Origin of the sequence: Streptomyces sp. NPDC020898 (assembly GCF_044333925.1) — a bacterium.
Lineage (GTDB): Bacteria > Actinomycetota > Actinomycetes > Streptomycetales > Streptomycetaceae > Streptomyces.
The window spans coordinates 42,892-58,966 of sequence record NZ_JBIRRV010000013.1 but is presented as its reverse complement, the minus strand read 5'-3'; the positions used below and the strand labels follow the sequence as shown (position 1 = coordinate 58,966).

Annotated in this window: 16 protein-coding genes and 1 pseudogene; 10 read left to right on the top strand and 7 right to left on the bottom strand. The window is 70.4% G+C overall.

Annotated elements, in window-relative coordinates; genetic code table 11:
• Nucleotides 1-21 precede the first annotated feature (21 nt).
• Nucleotides 22-837, bottom strand: a complete 816-nt coding sequence (locus ACH4TV_RS33265) for a helix-turn-helix domain-containing protein (RefSeq protein ID WP_398405137.1) — start codon at nt 835-837, stop codon at nt 22-24.
• Nucleotides 838-1,166: 329 nt separating this feature from the next.
• On the opposite strand from ACH4TV_RS33265, the gene ACH4TV_RS33260 reads away from it, so the two are divergent.
• Genes ACH4TV_RS33260 through ACH4TV_RS33240 form a run of 5 tightly spaced genes read left to right on the top strand, consistent with a single transcriptional unit; the run spans nt 1,167 to nt 4,842 of the window.
• Nucleotides 1,167-1,550: an MmcQ/YjbR family DNA-binding protein gene (locus ACH4TV_RS33260; protein ID WP_398404711.1), complete on the top strand. Its 384-nt coding sequence runs from the start codon at nt 1,167-1,169 to the stop codon at nt 1,548-1,550.
• Between the two features lie 8 nt (nt 1,551-1,558).
• Complete coding sequence (locus ACH4TV_RS33255) at nt 1,559-1,921, top strand: MmcQ/YjbR family DNA-binding protein (RefSeq protein ID WP_398404709.1); 363 nt, start codon at nt 1,559-1,561, stop codon at nt 1,919-1,921.
• 60 nt (nt 1,922-1,981) lie between these two features.
• The gene (locus ACH4TV_RS33250; protein ID WP_398404707.1) at nt 1,982-2,407 is read left to right on the top strand and encodes a PPOX class F420-dependent oxidoreductase; all 426 of its coding nucleotides are present in this window, start codon (nt 1,982-1,984) and stop codon (nt 2,405-2,407) included.
• 58 nt (nt 2,408-2,465) lie between these two features.
• Entirely contained in the window at nt 2,466-3,803 is a 1,338-nt protein-coding gene (locus ACH4TV_RS33245; RefSeq protein ID WP_398404705.1) for a replication-associated recombination protein A, read from the top strand.
• 46 nt (nt 3,804-3,849) lie between these two features.
• Entirely contained in the window at nt 3,850-4,842 is a 993-nt protein-coding gene (locus ACH4TV_RS33240) for a zinc-binding dehydrogenase (protein WP_398404703.1), read from the top strand.
• Between the two features lie 93 nt (nt 4,843-4,935).
• Here the strand turns inward: ACH4TV_RS33240 and ACH4TV_RS33235 are convergent, their stop codons facing one another.
• The gene (locus ACH4TV_RS33235) at nt 4,936-5,307 is read right to left on the bottom strand and encodes a DoxX family protein (protein WP_398404701.1); all 372 of its coding nucleotides are present in this window, start codon (nt 5,305-5,307) and stop codon (nt 4,936-4,938) included.
• Nucleotides 5,308-5,534: 227 nt separating this feature from the next.
• Here ACH4TV_RS33235 and ACH4TV_RS33230 point away from each other — a divergent pair, with 227 nt between their 5' ends.
• Both ACH4TV_RS33230 and ACH4TV_RS33225 read left to right on the top strand, forming a co-directional pair.
• Nucleotides 5,535-6,647 carry an LLM class flavin-dependent oxidoreductase gene (locus ACH4TV_RS33230; RefSeq protein ID WP_398404699.1) on the top strand — a complete coding sequence of 371 codons (1,113 nt, stop codon included), beginning with the start codon at nt 5,535-5,537 and terminating at the stop codon, nt 6,645-6,647.
• A gap of 95 nt (nt 6,648-6,742) precedes the next feature.
• Nucleotides 6,743-7,084 (top strand): annotated as a pseudogene (locus ACH4TV_RS33225) (tetratricopeptide repeat protein).
• A 28-nt stretch (nt 7,085-7,112) separates the two neighbouring features.
• Here ACH4TV_RS33225 and ACH4TV_RS33220 read toward each other — a convergent pair.
• From ACH4TV_RS33220 to modA, 3 genes are read right to left on the bottom strand one after another with little or no spacing between them, the layout of a single operon-like run.
• Complete coding sequence (locus ACH4TV_RS33220; RefSeq protein WP_398404697.1) at nt 7,113-8,210, bottom strand: ABC transporter ATP-binding protein; 1,098 nt, start codon at nt 8,208-8,210, stop codon at nt 7,113-7,115.
• Entirely contained in the window at nt 8,207-9,064 is an 858-nt protein-coding gene (locus ACH4TV_RS33215) for an ABC transporter permease (protein ID WP_398404695.1), read from the bottom strand. Before ACH4TV_RS33215 ends, ACH4TV_RS33220 begins: the two co-directional genes overlap by 4 nt.
• Nucleotides 9,061-9,870, bottom strand: coding sequence for a molybdate ABC transporter substrate-binding protein (gene modA, locus ACH4TV_RS33210; RefSeq protein ID WP_398404693.1), 810 nt, complete (start codon nt 9,868-9,870; stop codon nt 9,061-9,063). The genes ACH4TV_RS33215 and modA overlap by 4 nt, the downstream gene beginning before the upstream one ends.
• 322 nt (nt 9,871-10,192) lie before the next feature.
• Between modA and ACH4TV_RS33205 the strand changes: the two genes are divergently transcribed.
• Together ACH4TV_RS33205 and ACH4TV_RS33200 are read left to right on the top strand one after the other, a co-directional pair.
• A complete protein-coding gene (locus ACH4TV_RS33205) occupies nt 10,193-12,247 on the top strand; it encodes a phosphocholine-specific phospholipase C (RefSeq protein ID WP_398404691.1) in 2,055 nt (684 codons plus the stop codon).
• Nucleotides 12,248-12,369: 122 nt separating this feature from the next.
• Nucleotides 12,370-13,281: a phospholipid scramblase-related protein gene (locus tag ACH4TV_RS33200; RefSeq protein WP_398404689.1), complete on the top strand. Its 912-nt coding sequence runs from the start codon at nt 12,370-12,372 to the stop codon at nt 13,279-13,281.
• Nucleotides 13,282-13,347: 66 nt separating this feature from the next.
• Here the strand turns inward: ACH4TV_RS33200 and ACH4TV_RS33195 are convergent, their stop codons facing one another.
• Complete coding sequence (locus tag ACH4TV_RS33195; RefSeq protein WP_398404688.1) at nt 13,348-14,418, bottom strand: hypothetical protein; 1,071 nt, start codon at nt 14,416-14,418, stop codon at nt 13,348-13,350.
• Nucleotides 14,415-15,212, bottom strand: coding sequence for a phosphatase PAP2 family protein (locus ACH4TV_RS33190; RefSeq protein WP_398404686.1), 798 nt, complete (start codon nt 15,210-15,212; stop codon nt 14,415-14,417). The genes ACH4TV_RS33195 and ACH4TV_RS33190 overlap by 4 nt, the downstream gene beginning before the upstream one ends.
• Before the next feature lie 181 nt (nt 15,213-15,393).
• On the opposite strand from ACH4TV_RS33190, the gene ACH4TV_RS33185 reads away from it, so the two are divergent.
• On the top strand, nt 15,394-16,008 hold the full coding sequence (locus tag ACH4TV_RS33185; protein WP_398404684.1) for a TetR/AcrR family transcriptional regulator C-terminal ligand-binding domain-containing protein: 615 nt from the start codon (nt 15,394-15,396) through the stop codon (nt 16,006-16,008).
• The last annotated feature ends 67 nt before the right edge of the window (nt 16,009-16,075 follow it).

The following is a 16,075-nucleotide window of genomic DNA, read 5'->3' as shown; positions in this document are numbered from 1 at the left end:
ATATCCACCGGCGGGGGAGTCTCAAGGATCCGGGGTGGCCTGACGGGCCGCGTAGGCGGCGGGGGTGAGGCCGGTGTGGTGCCGGAAGAAGCGGCCGAAGTTGGCCGTGTCGGTGAAGCCGAGGTGGTCGGCGACCGCGCGGGCGGTCCACCGGGCGTGGCCGAGGAGGCGGCGTGCTTCGAGCAGGCGGCGCTCGTCGATGACCTGTCGTGCTCCGGTGCCGGTGGCGGCCTGGGCGGCTCGGCTGAGGGTGCGTACGGAACAGCCGAGCAGCCGGGCGTAGTCGTCGACGTGGTGCAGCTCGCGGTGGTGCAGTTCCAGGGCGTCCAGGAACCGTTCGTAGACCGGCCGTCGTTGCGACGGAGCTGTTGTGAGGTCGGGTGAGTTGGCGAGGCGGAGCAGCAGGGCTTCGAGGAGGCTGCAGCGCAGGGCGTGATGGGCTGTGAGCGGGCGGCGTCCCAAGGCGCGGTGTTCGTCGAGGAGTTGGAGCGCGGTCTGTTCCAGCCAGGGGGCGTCGTCGGGATGCGGCGTCAGTACGGCGGGGGCGTCGTGCGTGGTGAGGGGGGCCAGCTCACGGGCGGTGTCGGGCCGGAGTGCGCCCGGTTCGAACAGGATGAAGGGGCCACGGGTGCTGCCGGGGTCGTGCCAGCACTGCACGTGCCCGGGGCGCACCCACAGCCACTGGCCCGGAGCGACGGTGCGCGTGACGTGATCGACGTCGTGCCGCAGTTCACCCTCCGTGACGAGGATCAGGTAGTGGAAGGTGGCCCGGCCAGGGCGGGGCGGGTTCCACGGCCAGTCGTCGTGGTCGGCGTGGAAGTCCTCGACGGTGGTCACTTCCAGCCCGTACGGCGTGCCGACCGGGGGCTGGAAGCCGTACAGCGGGACGGACTCGGGCTCGGGCTCTGCGCGTGCGGCGGAGTCGGGCCGCGAGACGAAGAGGGCGGGGGAACGCCGCTCTGTTCTCGATGTTTGTCGTCTGTCGACCATCATGTGTCCGCAGTTTAGCGAGCGGATCGTCGTCCGCGGGGACAGGATGGTGAGCGCGGGCTCGCCGTCGGCGTCGTGTTGCCGGTGCCGCCGCACGCATTGATCATGCGGGAACGGCACCTGGTGCTCCGGCCCGCCGGCCGGGGCCAGGAGCAGGAATCGAGGAGTGGACGACCTTGGACGAAGAAGGACTGCGGAAGACCGCGGCCGACTGCGCCGAAGGACTGCCCGGGGCCGGCCTGGAGCACCCGTTCGGCCCCGAGTGGGACGTCTACAAGGTGCGCGACAAGGTGTTCATGCTCATGACCGACGTACCGGGACGCCCCGTCGTGATTCTGAAAGCGGATCCCGTCGACGCCGCGGCCCTGCGCGAGCAGTACGCGGACATCACCCCTGGCTACCACATGAACAAGAAGCACTGGATCACGCTGGAGGGCGGGAACACCCTCGACGAGAAGCTCGCGAGAGAGCTGGTGACCGACTCCTACCGTCTGGTCGTCGGCCGGCTGCCGAAGTCCCGGCAGCCCGTCGATCCGCACACCTACGGCCGCCTCGTCTGACCCGCCTCATGCCCTTCAGCGGCGAGAAGCTCCAGGACACCGCGCGCGAGACGGCACTCGCGCTGCCGGGGGTCGGCCACGGGCGCCCGTTCACCGAGCAGTTGGACGTCTACAAGGTGGGGGGCAAGGTCTTCCTGATCGTCACCGACGACCCGGACGAACTCATCGTCACCGTCAAGGCGGAACCGGAGTACGGGCGGCTGCTGCAGGGCCAGTACCCGTCTCTCACCCCGGGCCGCTATCTCGACAAGCGGCACTGGATCTCCGTAGGAGCCGGCCGGGGTGTCACCGCCGGCCTGGTCGCCGAACTCGTCGACCACTCCTACCACCTCGTCCTGGAGACGGTTCCGTACAACCGCCGTCCCGGATGACCGGCAGCCGGCAGCCGGCAGCCGACCGGACAACCAACCGACCACGGACAAGGACCGCCCATGCACCGCATGTCGACCGAAGAATGGCACGCCTTCGTCACCCTCGGCGCGCCCACCGGACGGTTCGCCACCGTCGGGGCGGGCGGCACGCCGAACATCACCCCCGTCTGGTACGTCTTCGACGGCGAGGCCTTCCTGTTCACCACGGGTGGCGCGACGGCCAAGGCCCGCAACCTGCGGCGCAATCCCCGTGCCTCCCTCTGCGTCGCCGACGACGCGCCTCCGTTCGCCTACGTCGAAGCGCGCGGCGAGGTGACGCTCAGCGAGGACCTCGACGAACTCCTCGACGTCGCCACCAGGGCCGGTGCCCGGTACATGGGCGCGGACAAGGCCGAGGAGTTCGGCAGGCGCAACGCGGTCCCCGGCGAACTGGTCGTCCGCCTGCACCCCACCAAGGTCATCGCCCACGGCGGCGTCACCGACTGACGAACACCCGGCCGCTCGCCACATCCACCGCGCGCGGCCCGGAGCCAAGGACCCGTCCATGAAGCACGAAGCACAAGCGCTCCCCCTGTTCGACGAGCAAACGCAGCGCCCGCTGGCCGACCGGCTGCGGCCGCGCACCCTGGAGGACGTCGTCGGGCAGGAACACCTGCTGGCATCCGACGCTCCCCTCGGGCGCATGGTGGAGCAGGGGCGGCTGGTGTCGGCGATCCTGTGGGGGCCGCCCGGATGCGGGAAGACCACCATCGCCCGGCTCCTGGCGCAGCGGACCGAGCTGGCCTTCGAGCCGCTGTCGGCCACGTTCTCCGGTGTCGCCGACCTGAGGAAGGTCTTCGAGGCGGCCCGGCGCAGGCGCGGGATCGGCCAGGGAACGCTGCTGTTCGTCGACGAGGTCCACCGGTTCAACCGCGCCCAGCAGGACAGCTTCCTGCCCTACGTGGAGGACGGCACGGTCACCCTCGTCGGGGCCACCACCGAGAATCCCAGCTTCGAGCTGAACGGGGCACTGCTCTCCCGCTGCCGGGTCTTCGTCCTCAAACGCCTCGACGACACGGCCCTGGACACCCTGATCGCACGCGCCGAGCAGCTGACCGGGCGCGAACTGCCGCTGGACGACGAGGCCCGTCTGGCCCTGATGGCCATGGCGGACGGCGACGGCCGGTTCCTGCTCAACATGGCCGAGCAGCTCCAGGCGCTGCCCGAGGGCACACCGCCGCTGGACACCTCCGGTCTCGCCCGGCAGATCCAGCGGCGGGCTCCGCTGTACGACAAGGCCCAGGAGGGCCACTACAACCTGATATCGGCGCTGCACAAGTCCATGCGCGGTTCCGACCCCGACGCGGCCCTGTACTGGCTCGCCCGCATGCTCGACGGCGGCGAGGACCCCCTGTACATCGCCCGCAGGCTCGTACGCTTCGCCAACGAGGACATCGGAACAGCCGATCCCCAGGCGGTACAACAGGCCCTGGCGGCCTGGGACGTGTACGAGCGTCTCGGCTCACCCGAAGGTGAACTGGCCATCGCGCAGGCCGTGGTCCACCTGGCGACCGCGCCCAAGTCCATCGCGGTCTACCGGGCGTTCGGCGCCGCACAGCAGCGCGCCCGCCGGACCGGCTCCCTGATGCCTCCGCTGCACATCCTCAACGCACCCACCCGGCTCATGAAGAACATCGGTTACGGCGAGGGCTACCAGTACGACCCGGACAGCCCGGAAGGGTTCTCCGGCGCCGACTACTTCCCCGAGGGCATGGACCGCGAGACCTTCTACCACCCCACCGGAAGCGGCTACGAGGAGCACATCCGCCGCCGACTGGACCGGTGGTCGGCCCTGCGCGGGCAACGCCCCGACTCCGACCCCAACTCCGACTCCGCCGACTGACAACTGCAGACCCGCGCACAGACACCCGTACGAACAAGGAGTCGCCATGGCAGGAACAATGCGGGCCATCGTGGTCGCCGAGCCCGGCGGTATCGAGAAACTCGTCGTCAAGGACGTGCCCTTGCCCAAGGTCCGGCCCGGATGGGTACGTATCAGGGTCAAGGCCTTCGGGGTCAACGAATCCGAGGTCACCACACGCAAAGGCCTGTCCAGCCCCGACGTGACGCTGCCGCGCGTGCCGGGCATCGAATGCGTCGGCGTCGTCGACGAAGCGCCCGCCGGCAGCGGCCTGCGCCCCGGCCTGCAGGTGGCCACCATGATGGGCGGAATGGGCCGCTCGTTCGACGGGGCGTATGCGCAGTACACCGTGGTCCCGGTGGGCCAGGTGATCCCGTTCGAGTCCGACCTGCCGTGGGAGATCCTCGGGGCGCTGCCGGAGATGACCCAGACCGCCTACGGCTCCCTCAGCACCGGACTCGACCTGCGCCCTGGGCAGACGCTGCTGATCCGCGGCGGCACGTCGACGGTCGGGCTGACCGCCGCCGCCATGGCGAAGGACCTGGGTGCCACCGTGCTCTCCACGACCCGCCGCCCCGAACGCAGGGAGACGCTGCGCGACGTCGGCGTCGACCACCCGATCGTCGACGACGGCGAGATCGCCCGGACCGTGCGGGAGATCTTCCCGGACGGCGTCGACGCCGCGCTGGAACTGGTCGGCTCCCAGGCCCTGCACGACACCCTGCGGTCGGTCCGCGTCCACGGCACCGTCTGCTTCACCGGCGCACTGTCGGACGCGTGGACCATCCGGGACTTCAGCCCTCTCGGCCACATCCCGAACGGAGTGCGGCTGACGGCCTACGGCGGCGCCGCCTCCGACCTGCCGGCCGACGTGTTCGACCACCAGCTGCGCGCCATCGCCGAAGGCTGTCTCAAGGTCAGCGTGGCGAAGGTGTACCAGGGACTTGAGTCCGTCGGCGAGGCCCAGACCGACCTGGAAGCCGGTGTGACGCCGGGCAAGTACGTGGTGGTGCTGGGCTGAGAGCATCCCCGAGCGTGGATCTGCCGAAGGGCCGGAAGCGCGGCGCGGAACAGTCAGGGCAGGACAGGTCGCGCCGCGCTTCCGGGGTCGGGCTCACATGGCCAGGACGAGGGTGACGGCGGTCGCCGCGGAGACCAGCGCGAGAATGATGGGGGCCATGGCGTTTCCGCGCGTGGCGGGGTCGGCGTAGTCGCCGGCCTTGGTGTGGTAGCCCACCGCGCCGATCATCGTGATCCCGAAGCCGACGGCGGCGGCGATGCCCAGAGGCTGCCAGAAGAGCCCCACGACCAGGCCCACGGACGCGGCGACCTCGGCCACTCCCACGAAGCGGACCAGCCCGGCGCTCAGGCCCATGTGGGACTGGAGCCCCGCGGACACGTCACCCTTCAGCAGTGCCTTCGGCACGCCGGCGGCCAGCGTCACAAAGGCGAGCAGCACGCTGAGGACCGCAGCGGTGATGTACATGGGGGGTGGTTCCTTCCGGTGTGGCCCGTGCCCCGGCGAGGGTCGTGACCTCTTGGTTGTTGCGTCAACGGTTCGACATCCAGGAACATAGAGAAGCTGAAGTGATGTGTCAACTAAATAGTCCGCCGATCGCGGGCGGGCTTGCCGGGTGCAGCCGGAATGTGGATGCGGTGGGGCGCGTTGTAGCGCTTTGGTTGATGTATCAACAGAATGAAAGGCTGATCACGATGCAGTTCGGCATCTTCACCGTCGGTGATGTCGCCACGGACCCGGCCACGGGCCGTACGCCGACCGAGCATGAGCGGATCAAGGCGATGGTCGCCATCGCGCAGAAGGCCGAGGAGGTGGGCCTGGACGTCTTCGCGACCGGCGAGCACCACAACCGGCCGTTCGTGCCGTCGTCCCCGACCACGATGCTGGGCTGGATCGCCGCGCGCACGGAGCGGATCGTTCTCTCCACCTCCACCACGCTGATCACCACGAACGACCCGGTGAAGATCGCCGAGGACTACGCGATGCTCCAGCATCTGGCCGACGGCCGGGTGGACCTGATGATGGGCCGCGGCAACACCGGCCCCGTCTATCCGTGGTTCGGCAAGGACATCCGCGACGGGATCGGCCTCGCCGTCGAGAACTACGCCCTGCTGCGGCGGCTGTGGCGCGAGGACGCCGTGGACTGGGAGGGGAAGTTCCGTACGTCGCTGCAGGGGTTCACCTCCACCCCGCGGCCGCTGGACGGCGTACCGCCGTTCGTCTGGCACGGGTCCATCCGCTCCCCGGAGATCGCCGAACAGGCCGCTCACTACGGCGACGGCTTCTTCCACAACAACATCTTCTGGCCGAAGGAGCACACCAGGAAGATGATCGACCTGTACCGGGAGCGGTACGCGCACTACGGGCACGGCAGAGCCGAGCAGGCGATCGTCGGCCTCGGAGGCCACGTGTACATGCGCCGCAACTCCCAGGACGCGATACGTGAGTTCCGCCCGGTCTTCGACCGCTCACCCGTGATGGGCGGCGGGATGCCCATGGAGGAGTACATGGAGCAGACCCCGCTGACCGTCGGTACCCCGGAACAGGTCATCGAGAAGACACTCACCTTCCGCGAGTACGCCGGCGACTATCAGCGCCAGTTGTTCATCGTGGACGGCGGCGGAGTCCCGCTCAAGACGGCGCTGGAGCAGATCGACATGCTCGGCGCGGAAGTGGTCCCGGTGCTGCGCAAGGAGTTCGCCGTCGGCCGGCCGGCCGATGTGCCCGACGCCCCCACCCATGCCTCGCTGCTGTCCGCCCGCGGCCCCGGCCGCACGCAGGAGTCGGCAGGAAGGAAGGACCGATGACCGGCAACGTCGACAACCTCGACAACTTCGGCGAGCTCAACAACTACCCGGCGTAGGAGGGAGTCGCGCCCGACCGCTGGGCCAGTGCCCTGCACCTGTTCGACAACGACGTCGGCGTGCCGCACCAGGAGAGCGTCCTCGAACGCCGGGAGAGGGCCCAACTGCTCTTCGAGGCCCGGGACCACATCGGCGCCGCCCGTCTCCTCGCCGCCGTCGTCGAGGAGGTCCCGGAGCAGACCGGCCCCCGGCTGCTGCTGGCCCGCGCTCTCCTACCACTCGGCCCAACTGCGGTGCGCCGAGGAGCAGTTGCGTCAGGTCATCGACCGCGATCCGGTGGAGCACTACGCCTGCCTGATGCTGGCCGCACCCTGGAACGCCAGGGGCGCCGCGACGAGGCGGCGCCCTGGCTGCGGATGGCCGCGGCCTTCGCGGGCTAGGACCTGTCCTAGCCCGCGGGTCTCCGGGTCAGGCCGGGTAGGCGTGGGTCTGGGCCGCTTTGACGGTCGCCCAGACCTCGGCGCCCGGGTGGAGGTCGAGTTCGGCCGCGGCGACGGTGGTGAGGTCGGCGGCGAGGGGAAGCTCGCCGGTGAGGTTCGCGCGGATCTGGTCGCCGTGGGTCTCCAGCCCGGCGATTTCGCACCGCCACAGGTTGCGGGCACTGGAGCCGGTGGGACGGTCGCGGTGGAGGGTCACGGCGCTGGGCGGGAAGGCGACGAAGACCGGGCCGGTGAGGTCCTCGGTGGTGGTGATCGCCGGTCCGGTGTCCAGCGCGACGGTGTGGCCCTGCGCCCGGCCCGGGTAGAGGTTGAGGCCGACGAGCTGGGCGATGTAGTCGGTACGCGGGTGGCGGGCGATGTCCTGGGGCGTCCCCTCCTGGACGACCCGGCCGTGCTCGACGACCACCAGCCGGTCCGCGAGCACCATCGCGTCCAGCGGATCGTGCGTGACCAGTACGGCGACAGCCTCGAAGTCGGCGAGGTGGCGCCGGAGTTGGGCGCGGACATCGAGGCGGGTACGCGCGTCCAGCGCCGCGAGCGGCTCGTCGAGGAGCAGCAGCCGCGGGCGCGTCGCCAGAGCACGGGCGAGGGCGACGCGCTGGGCCTGGCCACCGGAGAGCCTGCGCGGTCTGGCGCCCGCCTGCTCGGTGAGCCCCATGCGCTCCAGCCACCCGGCGGCCGTCGCCCGGGCCTCCGCTCTGGTCGCCCCCTGGCAGCGCGGCCCGAAGGCGACGTTGTCGAGGGCGGTGAGGTGAGGGAAGAGCAGGTAGTCCTGGAAGACGACGCCGACCGGGCGGGACTCGGGCGGCGTACGGTCCAACTCCGCACCGTCCAGCCGCAGATGGCCGCCGTCGAGCGGGGTGAGCCCCGCCAGCGCACGCAGCGCGGTGGTCTTGCCGGCGCCGTTGGGGCCCAGCAGCGCCACGACGTCACCGGGCGCCGCCGTCAGCGTGACGTCGAGCCGGAAGGAGCCCCGGTCGACGACGACGCGGGCGTCGAGGCCCGGGGCGCCGCCGGGGGCATCGCGGGCCGGGACGCCGGGCATCGTTTCGTCCATGGAGGTCATGATGGGGTCATCCAGCGGTCGCGCAGCCCGGCCAGGACCGCGATCGAGACGGCGAGCAGAACCAGGCTCAGGGCGATCGCGGCGGCCGGATCGCTCTGGAGGGCCAGGTACACCGCCAGGGGCATCGTCTGCGTACGGCCGGGAAAGTTGCCGGCGAAGGTGATCGTGGCCCCGAACTCGCCCAGCGCCCGTGCCCAGGCCAGGACCGCGCCGGCCGCGACGCCCGGGGCGATCAACGGCAGCGTGACCCGGCGGAACGCGGTGAAACGGGAGGCGCCCAGTGTCATGGCGGCCTCCTCGTAGCGTGGGTCGGCGGCCCGCAGGGTGCCCTCCACGGTGATGACGAGGAACGGCATCGCCACGAACGCCTCCGCGACCACGACCCCGGCGGTGGTGAACGGCAGCGTGATCCCGAACCACGCGTCCAGCCACTGCCCGACGACCCCGTTGCGCCCGAGGGCGAGGAGCAGCGCCACACCACCGACGACCGGCGGCAGCACCAGCGGCAGCGTCACCAGGGCCCGTACGAGGCCGCGTCCGGGGAACTCGGCGCGGGCCAGTACCCAGGCCAGCGGGACGCCCAGCACCAGGCTCACCGCCGTCGCCGCGGTGGCGCAGAGCAGCGACAGTTGCAGGGCCTGCCAGACCTCCGGGCTGGTCAGCTGCTCGGGGAGACTGCGCCACGGGGTCCGTACGAGCAGCGCGACCAGGGGCAGCAGCAGGAACACCAGGCCCACGAGCGCGGGGACGAGAAGCGGAACCGGGACTCCGGCACCGCGGCCTCGGACGGGCCCGCGCCGCTGCCCACCGGCCCGGGTGCCGGCCGTGGCACCGGATTTGTCGGGCCCGGTCACGGCTTGAGGAATCCGGCCCCGGTCAGGACCTTCTGGCCGTCGGGGGACCGGACCAGCTCGATGAACGCCTTCGCCGCCACGGCGTTGGGGGCGTCCTTGAGCAGGACGATCGGATAGTCGTTGACGGCCTCGGCCGACTCGGGGAAGTCCACGCCCTCCACCTTGTCACCCGCGGCGTTCACATCGGTCTTGTAGACGACGGCCGCGTCGGCCTCCTTCAGCTCCACCTTCGTCAGGGCGCCCTTGACGTCCTGCTCGTAGGAGACGGGGGTGAGCTTCAGCCCGCTCGCGTCGAGGGCCTTCTGTGCGGCGGCCCCGCACGGCACCTCCTTGTCGCACAGGACCACCTTGAGCCCCGACCTGGTGAGGTCCTTGAGCGAGGCGATCCTGTCCGGGTTGCCCGGCAGGGTGGCGATCTCCAGCTGGTTCCGCACGAAGGTGGCCGGGGTCGTGGCGGCGTCCTTCGCGTCGGTCACGATCGCCATCGTCTTGGGGCTGGCGGAGGCGAAGACGTCGGCGGGGGCGCCGCCGGTGATGCTCGCGGCGAGGGAGTCGCTGCCGCCGAAGCTGAAGGTGACCTTCGTGCCGGGGTACTTCTTCTCGAACGCCTCGCCCAGCGTCGTGAAGCTCTCCTTGAGCGAGGCGGCGGCGAACACGGTCACCGCGCCGGACACGGTCGGGGAGGAGGACGCCGATGACGACGCCGGGTCGTCGGCGGAGGAGCAGGCGCTCAGGGCCAGCAGCGCGGCGGTGCTCGCGCCGGCCGTCCGAAGGCTCCGACGAGTCCGGCGCGCGGAACGGGTCATCACGGGGCTGCTCCCTTTGTTTCTCCAGAACCTCTTCCGAGCTGATGATACTGCCGCAGATGCAAGGGTCAGGACTCATTCGGCATCGCATGCACTCGGAGTATGGGGATGTGGGGTGGCATGTGCGTTTGGCCGACATCGAAGGCGTTCTCAGAGGTTTCTTGGGCCGGCCTTGGCCTGCCCGCCTTCTCGCGTACCGACGACCTTCACGCGGGCGCCATCGGACCCTTCCGTGCCGTTCTGCGCCCCTGGGAAACTCCAGGCGCGCGCATTCCGTCACGTTCCGCTCATTGCTGTCATCAGGACGAGAGGCCCTTCCCCCATGCCCGAAGTCAACCGGCGCCGATTCCTCCAACTCGCGGGCGCGACCACGGCGTTCACCGCGCTGTCCAGCAGCATCGAGCGCGCCGCCGCCCTCCCCGCGCACCACCGCACCGGGACGATCGAGGATGTCGAGCACATCGTCGTCCTCATGCAGGAGAACCGGTCCTTCGACCACTACTTCGGTTCACTGCGCGGCGTCCGGGGCTTCGGGGACCCGCATCCGGTCACCCTGGACAGCGGCAAGTCGGTCTGGCACCAGTCGGACGGCACCAAGGAACTGCTGCCCTTCCACCCGGAGGCCGACGACCTCGGTATGGAGTTCCTGGAGGGCCTGCCGCACTCGTGGCCCGACGGGCACATCGCCTACAACGGGGGCAAGTACGACAAGTGGGTTCCCGCGAAGGGCGCCACGACCATGGCGTATCTGACCCGCGAGGACATCCCGTTCCACTACGCGCTCGCCGACAGGTTCACTGTCTGCGACGCGTACCACTGCTCCTTCATCGGCTCCACCGACCCGAACCGCTACTACATGTGGACGGGTTACACCGGCAACGACGGCAAGGGCGGCGGTCCGGTCCTCGGCAACGACGAGGTCGGCTACGACTGGACCACCTACCCCGAGCGTCTGGAGCAGGCCGGGATCTCCTGGAAGATCTACCAGGACATCGGTGACGGCCTGGACGCGGCCGGCTCCTGGGGCTGGATCCAGGACGCCTACCGCGGCAACTACGGCGACAACTCCCTGCTCTACTTCAACAAGTACAGGAACGCCAAGCCCGGCGACCCCTGGTACGACAAGGCCCGCACCGGCACGGACGTGAAGAACGGCGACGGCTACTTCGACCGGCTGAAGGCCGACGTCACGGCGGGCACGCTCCCGCAGATCTCCTGGATCACCGCCCCCGAGGCCTTCTCCGAGCACTCCAACTGGCCCTCGAACTACGGCGCCTGGTACATCTCGCAGGTACTGGACGCGCTCACCGCCAACCCCGAGGTCTGGGCGAAGACGGCGCTGTTCATCACGTACGACGAGAACGACGGCTTCTTCGACCACCTCGTACCGCCGCTCCCGCCGAAGTCGCCTGCGCAGGGCAAGTCGACGGTGGATGTGGAACCGGACCTCTACCAGGGCGACGCCAACCGCGTGGCCGGCCCGTACGGTCTCGGCCCGCGGGTGCCCATGGTGGTCGTCTCGCCGTGGAGCAAGGGCGGCTACGTCTGCTCCGAGACCCTGGACCACACGTCGATCGTCCGGTTCATGGAGCAGCGCTTCGGCGTGCGCGAGCCCAACATCTCGCCGTGGCGCCGGGCCGTCTGCGGTGACCTCACCGCCGCCTTCGACTTCTCCCGCAAGGACGCGAAGCCGGTCGCGCTGCCGGAGACCGACGGCTACGAGCCGCAGGACCGCGAACGTCACCCCGACTACAGGCCCACTCCGCCGGCCGACCCGCGCATGCCCAAGCAGGAGCGCGGTCTGCGCCCCGCCCGCCCGCTCAAGTACGCCCCGTACGTGGACGGTTCGGCCGACCCCGCGACCGGAAAGTTCACGCTCGCCTTCGCCTCCGGCGCCCACGCGGGCGCCGCCTTCCTCGTCACCTCCGGCAACCGCACCGACGGTCCGTGGACCTACACCACCGGGGCCGGCAGGACCGTCTCCGACACCTGGAACTCGGCGCACTCGAAGGACGCCCACGACCTGACGGTGCACGGCCCGAACGGCTTCCTGCGCGTCTTCAAGGGGCGCGGGCAGGGCGCCGCCGGACCGGAGGCGACCGCACGGCACCTCGGTGACGACCTTGAGCTGATTCTCACCAACAAGGGCTCCGCAGCAGTGGAGTTGACGCTGAGCAGCGGATACGGGGGACACTCGCGCACGTTCAGGGTGCGGGCCGGGGCGACCGTGCGGCACCGGGTGGACCTGAAGGCAAGCAAGCGCTGGTACGACCTCACGGTCACCTCCGACGGTGATGCGTCGTTCCTGCGCCGGTTCGCCGGGCATGTGGAGAACGGCCGCGCGGGAGTGAGCGATCCGGCGATCGTGACCTGCTGAAGGGGCGGCCGAGGCTGCCGGCCGAGGTGGTCGGCAGCCCTCTGACCAGCAGGGTTCGGCTGGTTCGGGGGGCTTGACCGGGGCATGGTTGTCATCCGGTCACGTCACGGTAGTGTGCCCCGGTGACCACGCAATCGAACATACCTGCAGGTTGGTACCCGGATCCCCACGGAGCACCTCAGACGCTCCGCTACTGGGACGGCTCGCAGTGGACCGAGCACACCAACGCCGACCAGCAGCAGGCGCAGGTGCCGCAGCAGCCCCAGCAGCCGCAGGTGCCGCAGCAGCCCCAACAGCCGCAGCAGCCCCAGCAGGGATTCGGCCAACCCCAGAAGGGGTTCGGGCAGGCACAGCCGTCCGACGCCGGTGCCGACCCGCGTGTCCAGCGGCAGGTGCACGAGCAGGCCGGGGTCGCGGGGAGCGGGGCCGGCGGCGGCACGCTGTTCACCGAGCCGGTGCTGGTGGTGAACCAGAAGGCCAAGCTGATCGAGCTGACCAACGAGTACAAGGTCATGGACCAGGCGGGCCGGGAGCTCGGCTCGGTCGTTCAGGTCGGACAGAGCGCGCTGAAGAAGGTCCTTCGCTTCGTCGCCAGCATCGACCAGTTCATGACGCACAAGCTGGAGATCCGGGACGCCTACGGGCAGCCGGTGCTGTTGCTGACGAGGCCCCGGAAGTTCATGAAGTCACGGGTGATCGTGCAGCGTCCGGACGGTTCGCCGGTCGGTGAGATCGTCCAGCAGAACATGATCGGGAAGATCAACTTCGCGATCAACGCGGGCGGTCAGAAGGTCGGCGCGATCAAGGCGGAGAACTGGCGCGCCTGGAACTTCGCGATCGTCGACCACGCGGACAACGAGGTCGCCCGTATCACCAAGACCTGGGAAGGTCTGGCGAAGACGATGTTCACGACCGCGGACAACTACGTCCTCCAGATCCACTACCAGCTGCCCGAGCCCCTGCTGAGCCTCGTGGTGGCGACGGCGCTGACCGTCGACACGGCGCTGAAGCAGGACTCGCGGGGTCTGGGCTGACGGGTCGGTTCACAAGGGATCGACTGAAGCCCCTGTTCACCAGCGTGTTCACAGGGGCCGGTCGGTTCACAGCGAGGTGAGGTGCCCCGGCTCCAACGGTTGCCGGGGCATCAACGACGGCTCGTACGGAGCCGGGTGGGCCTCCAGCGCGAGGACCGACGCCACCGGATGCTCGTCGTCCAGCACCGAGACCAGGACCGAATCGCGCTCCGGAGCCGGAACAGACGCAGGCACCGGAACAGACGCAGGCACCGGAACAGACGCCGCCGTCGCAACCGGCGCGGGCACCGCAACCGAGTCGGACACCGCAACCGGGTCCGGTGTCGACCGGGACAGCGTCACCACACCCCAGCCCGCGAGCCCCGCGCCCGCCAGTGCCAGCAACAGGCCCGCCGCGCCGCCCTGGAGCCGTTCGCCGAGCAGCGTGAGGCCGATCACCGCGGCGGCGACCGGGTTGGCCAGGGTCACCAGGGCCAGCGGAGCGCCCAGCCCTCCCCGGTACGCCGTCTGCGACAGGACCAGGCCGCCCGTGGCGAACGCCGCGACCAGCAGCGCCACCCCGATCACCTGCCAGCTGAGCAGCGGGCCCGAGCTGTCCGTCGCCGAGACCGTGACGGTCTGGGTGAGCGCCGAGGCCACGCCGGACGCGACGCCGGACGCGCTCGCGTGCCGCAGCCCGGGACGGGCGCCGGGCGCGGCCAGCACGCCGATCAGGACGGTCGTCGCACCCGCGACCAGCAGCGCCTCCTGGACGCTCAGGACGTCGTCCGGCGCCGGTCCGGACGCCGTGACCAGGATCGCCGCCAGCCCCAGCAGCGTCAGCGCGGTGCCGCGCCACTCCACCGCGCTGACCCGGCGCCCGGCGACCCGCGCGCCCAGCGGCACCGCGGCGACCAGAGTGAGCGCGCCCAGCGGCTGCACCACGGTGAGAGGCCCGTACTTGAGGGCGACCACGTGCAGCAGTGCGGCGCCCGCGTTGAGCAGCACCGAGCCCCACCAGGCGCCGGTGGCCAGCAGCCGCCGTAGCCCCGCGTCGGCGTTGCGGGAGGCGAGCCGCTCCTGGGCGACGGCCGCGGCGGCGTAGGCGATGGCAGAGAAGAGGGACAGGACGATCGCGACGAGGGTGGCGGTGTTCATCGGCCCGCTCCCACGAGGACGGGCTCGTCGGCCGGGGCGAGCTGCCGGCCCTGGACGGCCGTCGACTCGGTGCGGTGCGGCAGATGGACGACCGCGAGGGCGATGCCAAGGAGGGCGGACGCCACGATCGCGTCGAGCCAGTAGTGGTTCGCCGTACCGACGATCACCAGCAGCGTCACCAGCGGGTGCAGCAGCCACAGCCAGCGCCAGCGGGAGCGGGTCGCGACGATCAGGCCGACCGCCACCAGCAGCGCCCAGCCGAAGTGCAGCGACGGCATGGCCGCGAACTGGTTGGACACGGTGTCGGCCTCGGGTGAGGAGCCGTACACCGTCGGCCCGTACACCTGGCCGGTGTCGACGAGTCCGGCCGTGCCGAGCAGCCGCGGCGGAGCCAGCGGGAAGGTGAGGTGGATCACCAGGGCGGCCCCGGTGACCGCGGCCAGCACCCGGCGGGCCCAGACGTAGTGCGTGGGGCGCCGCAGGTAGAGCCAGATCAGGAAGGCGGCGGTGGCCGGGAAGTGCACGGTCGCGTAGTAGGTGTTCGCGACGTGGACCGCGGTGTCGCTGTGCAGCAGCGCCGACTGGACGGCGCCCTCGCCCGGGAGGTGGAGAGCCCGCTCCCAGTCCCAGACGCGCTGCGCGTTCTGGAAGGCCTCGGCGACATGGCCCGTCGCCAGTTGCCGGCCGAGTTTGTAGACGAGGAACAGCCCTGCGACCAGGAGGAGTTCACGGACGAGCGGCGGCCGTCGTCTTTCGGCGGGCTCCGCCTTGGCAGGCTCGGTGCGGGCTTTCATCCCCCGGGCCTCCCTTCGCTGACGTGGTGTGCGGGATGGGCGTGAACTCGTCTGTACGGACGCTCGGCTCATCGATACGTTGGTGTACCGATACGGTACTGTACCGAAACGAATCGGTATCGGTACACTGGCGTATCGATGGACTTACGACACACTGGAAACGGGAATAAGGAGTGCAGTCATGACGTCGCAGGCCGCGGAGGGACCGGAACCGGTCGTCGCCTCGCGCCGCTCCAAGATCACGCCGGAGCGTGAGCAGGAGTACTTCGACGCCGTGCTTCTCCAGATCCGCGAGTGCGGATACGAGGCGCTGACCATGGACGGCGTCGCCGCCAGCGCGCGGTGCAGCAAGTCGACGCTCTACCGGCAGTGGAAGACGAAGCCGCAGTTCGTCGCCGCCGCGCTGCGCGCCAACCGGCAGGCGCGCTTCTCCGACGTCGACACGGGGTCCCTCGCCGGGGACCTGCGGGAGGCGGCGCGGTCGGCGGGCGAGTGGTCGGGTCACGACACCCGGCTGATGCAGGCCCTCGGCCATGCCGTCATGCAGGACCCGGAGCTCCAGGAGGCGCTGCGCGAGGCGCTCATCGAGCCGGAGCTGTGCGCGTTCGGGGAGATGATCCGCCGCGCTGTCGAGCGGGGCGAGATCGCCGCCGACCATCCGGCGCTGGAGTACGTACCGGCGCAGATGATGGGCGTCCTGCGGGTCCGCCCGGTCCTGGAGGGGCGGTACGCCGACCCTGAGTACCTCACCAGATTCGTGGACGCCGCTGTGCTGCCCGCACTCGGCCTCACCTGAGACGCAGGCCGCCGTCCGTGGCATGAGCCGGACGGTGACCTGTCCGCGCCGACCCGTGGGGACGGGG

Bases quoted from the DNA above. Each gene is read 5' to 3' on its own strand.
- ACH4TV_RS33255 (WP_398404709.1), top strand. From the start codon at position 1,559: ATGCCCTTCAGCGGCGAGAAGCTCCAGGACACCGCGCGCGAGACGGCA.
- ACH4TV_RS33250 (WP_398404707.1), top strand. From the start codon at position 1,982: ATGCACCGCATGTCGACCGAAGAATGGCACGCCTTCGTCACCCTCGGC.
- ACH4TV_RS33245 (WP_398404705.1), top strand. From the start codon at position 2,466: ATGAAGCACGAAGCACAAGCGCTCCCCCTGTTCGACGAGCAAACGCAG.
- ACH4TV_RS33240 (WP_398404703.1), top strand. From the start codon at position 3,850: ATGGCAGGAACAATGCGGGCCATCGTGGTCGCCGAGCCCGGCGGTATC.
- ACH4TV_RS33235 (WP_398404701.1), bottom strand. From the start codon at position 5,307: ATGTACATCACCGCTGCGGTCCTCAGCGTGCTGCTCGCCTTTGTGACG.
- ACH4TV_RS33230 (WP_398404699.1), top strand. From the start codon at position 5,535: ATGCAGTTCGGCATCTTCACCGTCGGTGATGTCGCCACGGACCCGGCC.
- ACH4TV_RS33220 (WP_398404697.1), bottom strand. From the start codon at position 8,210: ATGACCTCCATGGACGAAACGATGCCCGGCGTCCCGGCCCGCGATGCC.
- modA (WP_398404693.1), bottom strand. From the start codon at position 9,870: ATGACCCGTTCCGCGCGCCGGACTCGTCGGAGCCTTCGGACGGCCGGC.
- ACH4TV_RS33205 (WP_398404691.1), top strand. From the start codon at position 10,193: ATGCCCGAAGTCAACCGGCGCCGATTCCTCCAACTCGCGGGCGCGACC.
- ACH4TV_RS33195 (WP_398404688.1), bottom strand. From the start codon at position 14,418: ATGAACACCGCCACCCTCGTCGCGATCGTCCTGTCCCTCTTCTCTGCC.
- ACH4TV_RS33190 (WP_398404686.1), bottom strand. From the start codon at position 15,212: ATGAAAGCCCGCACCGAGCCTGCCAAGGCGGAGCCCGCCGAAAGACGA.
- ACH4TV_RS33185 (WP_398404684.1), top strand. From the start codon at position 15,394: ATGACGTCGCAGGCCGCGGAGGGACCGGAACCGGTCGTCGCCTCGCGC.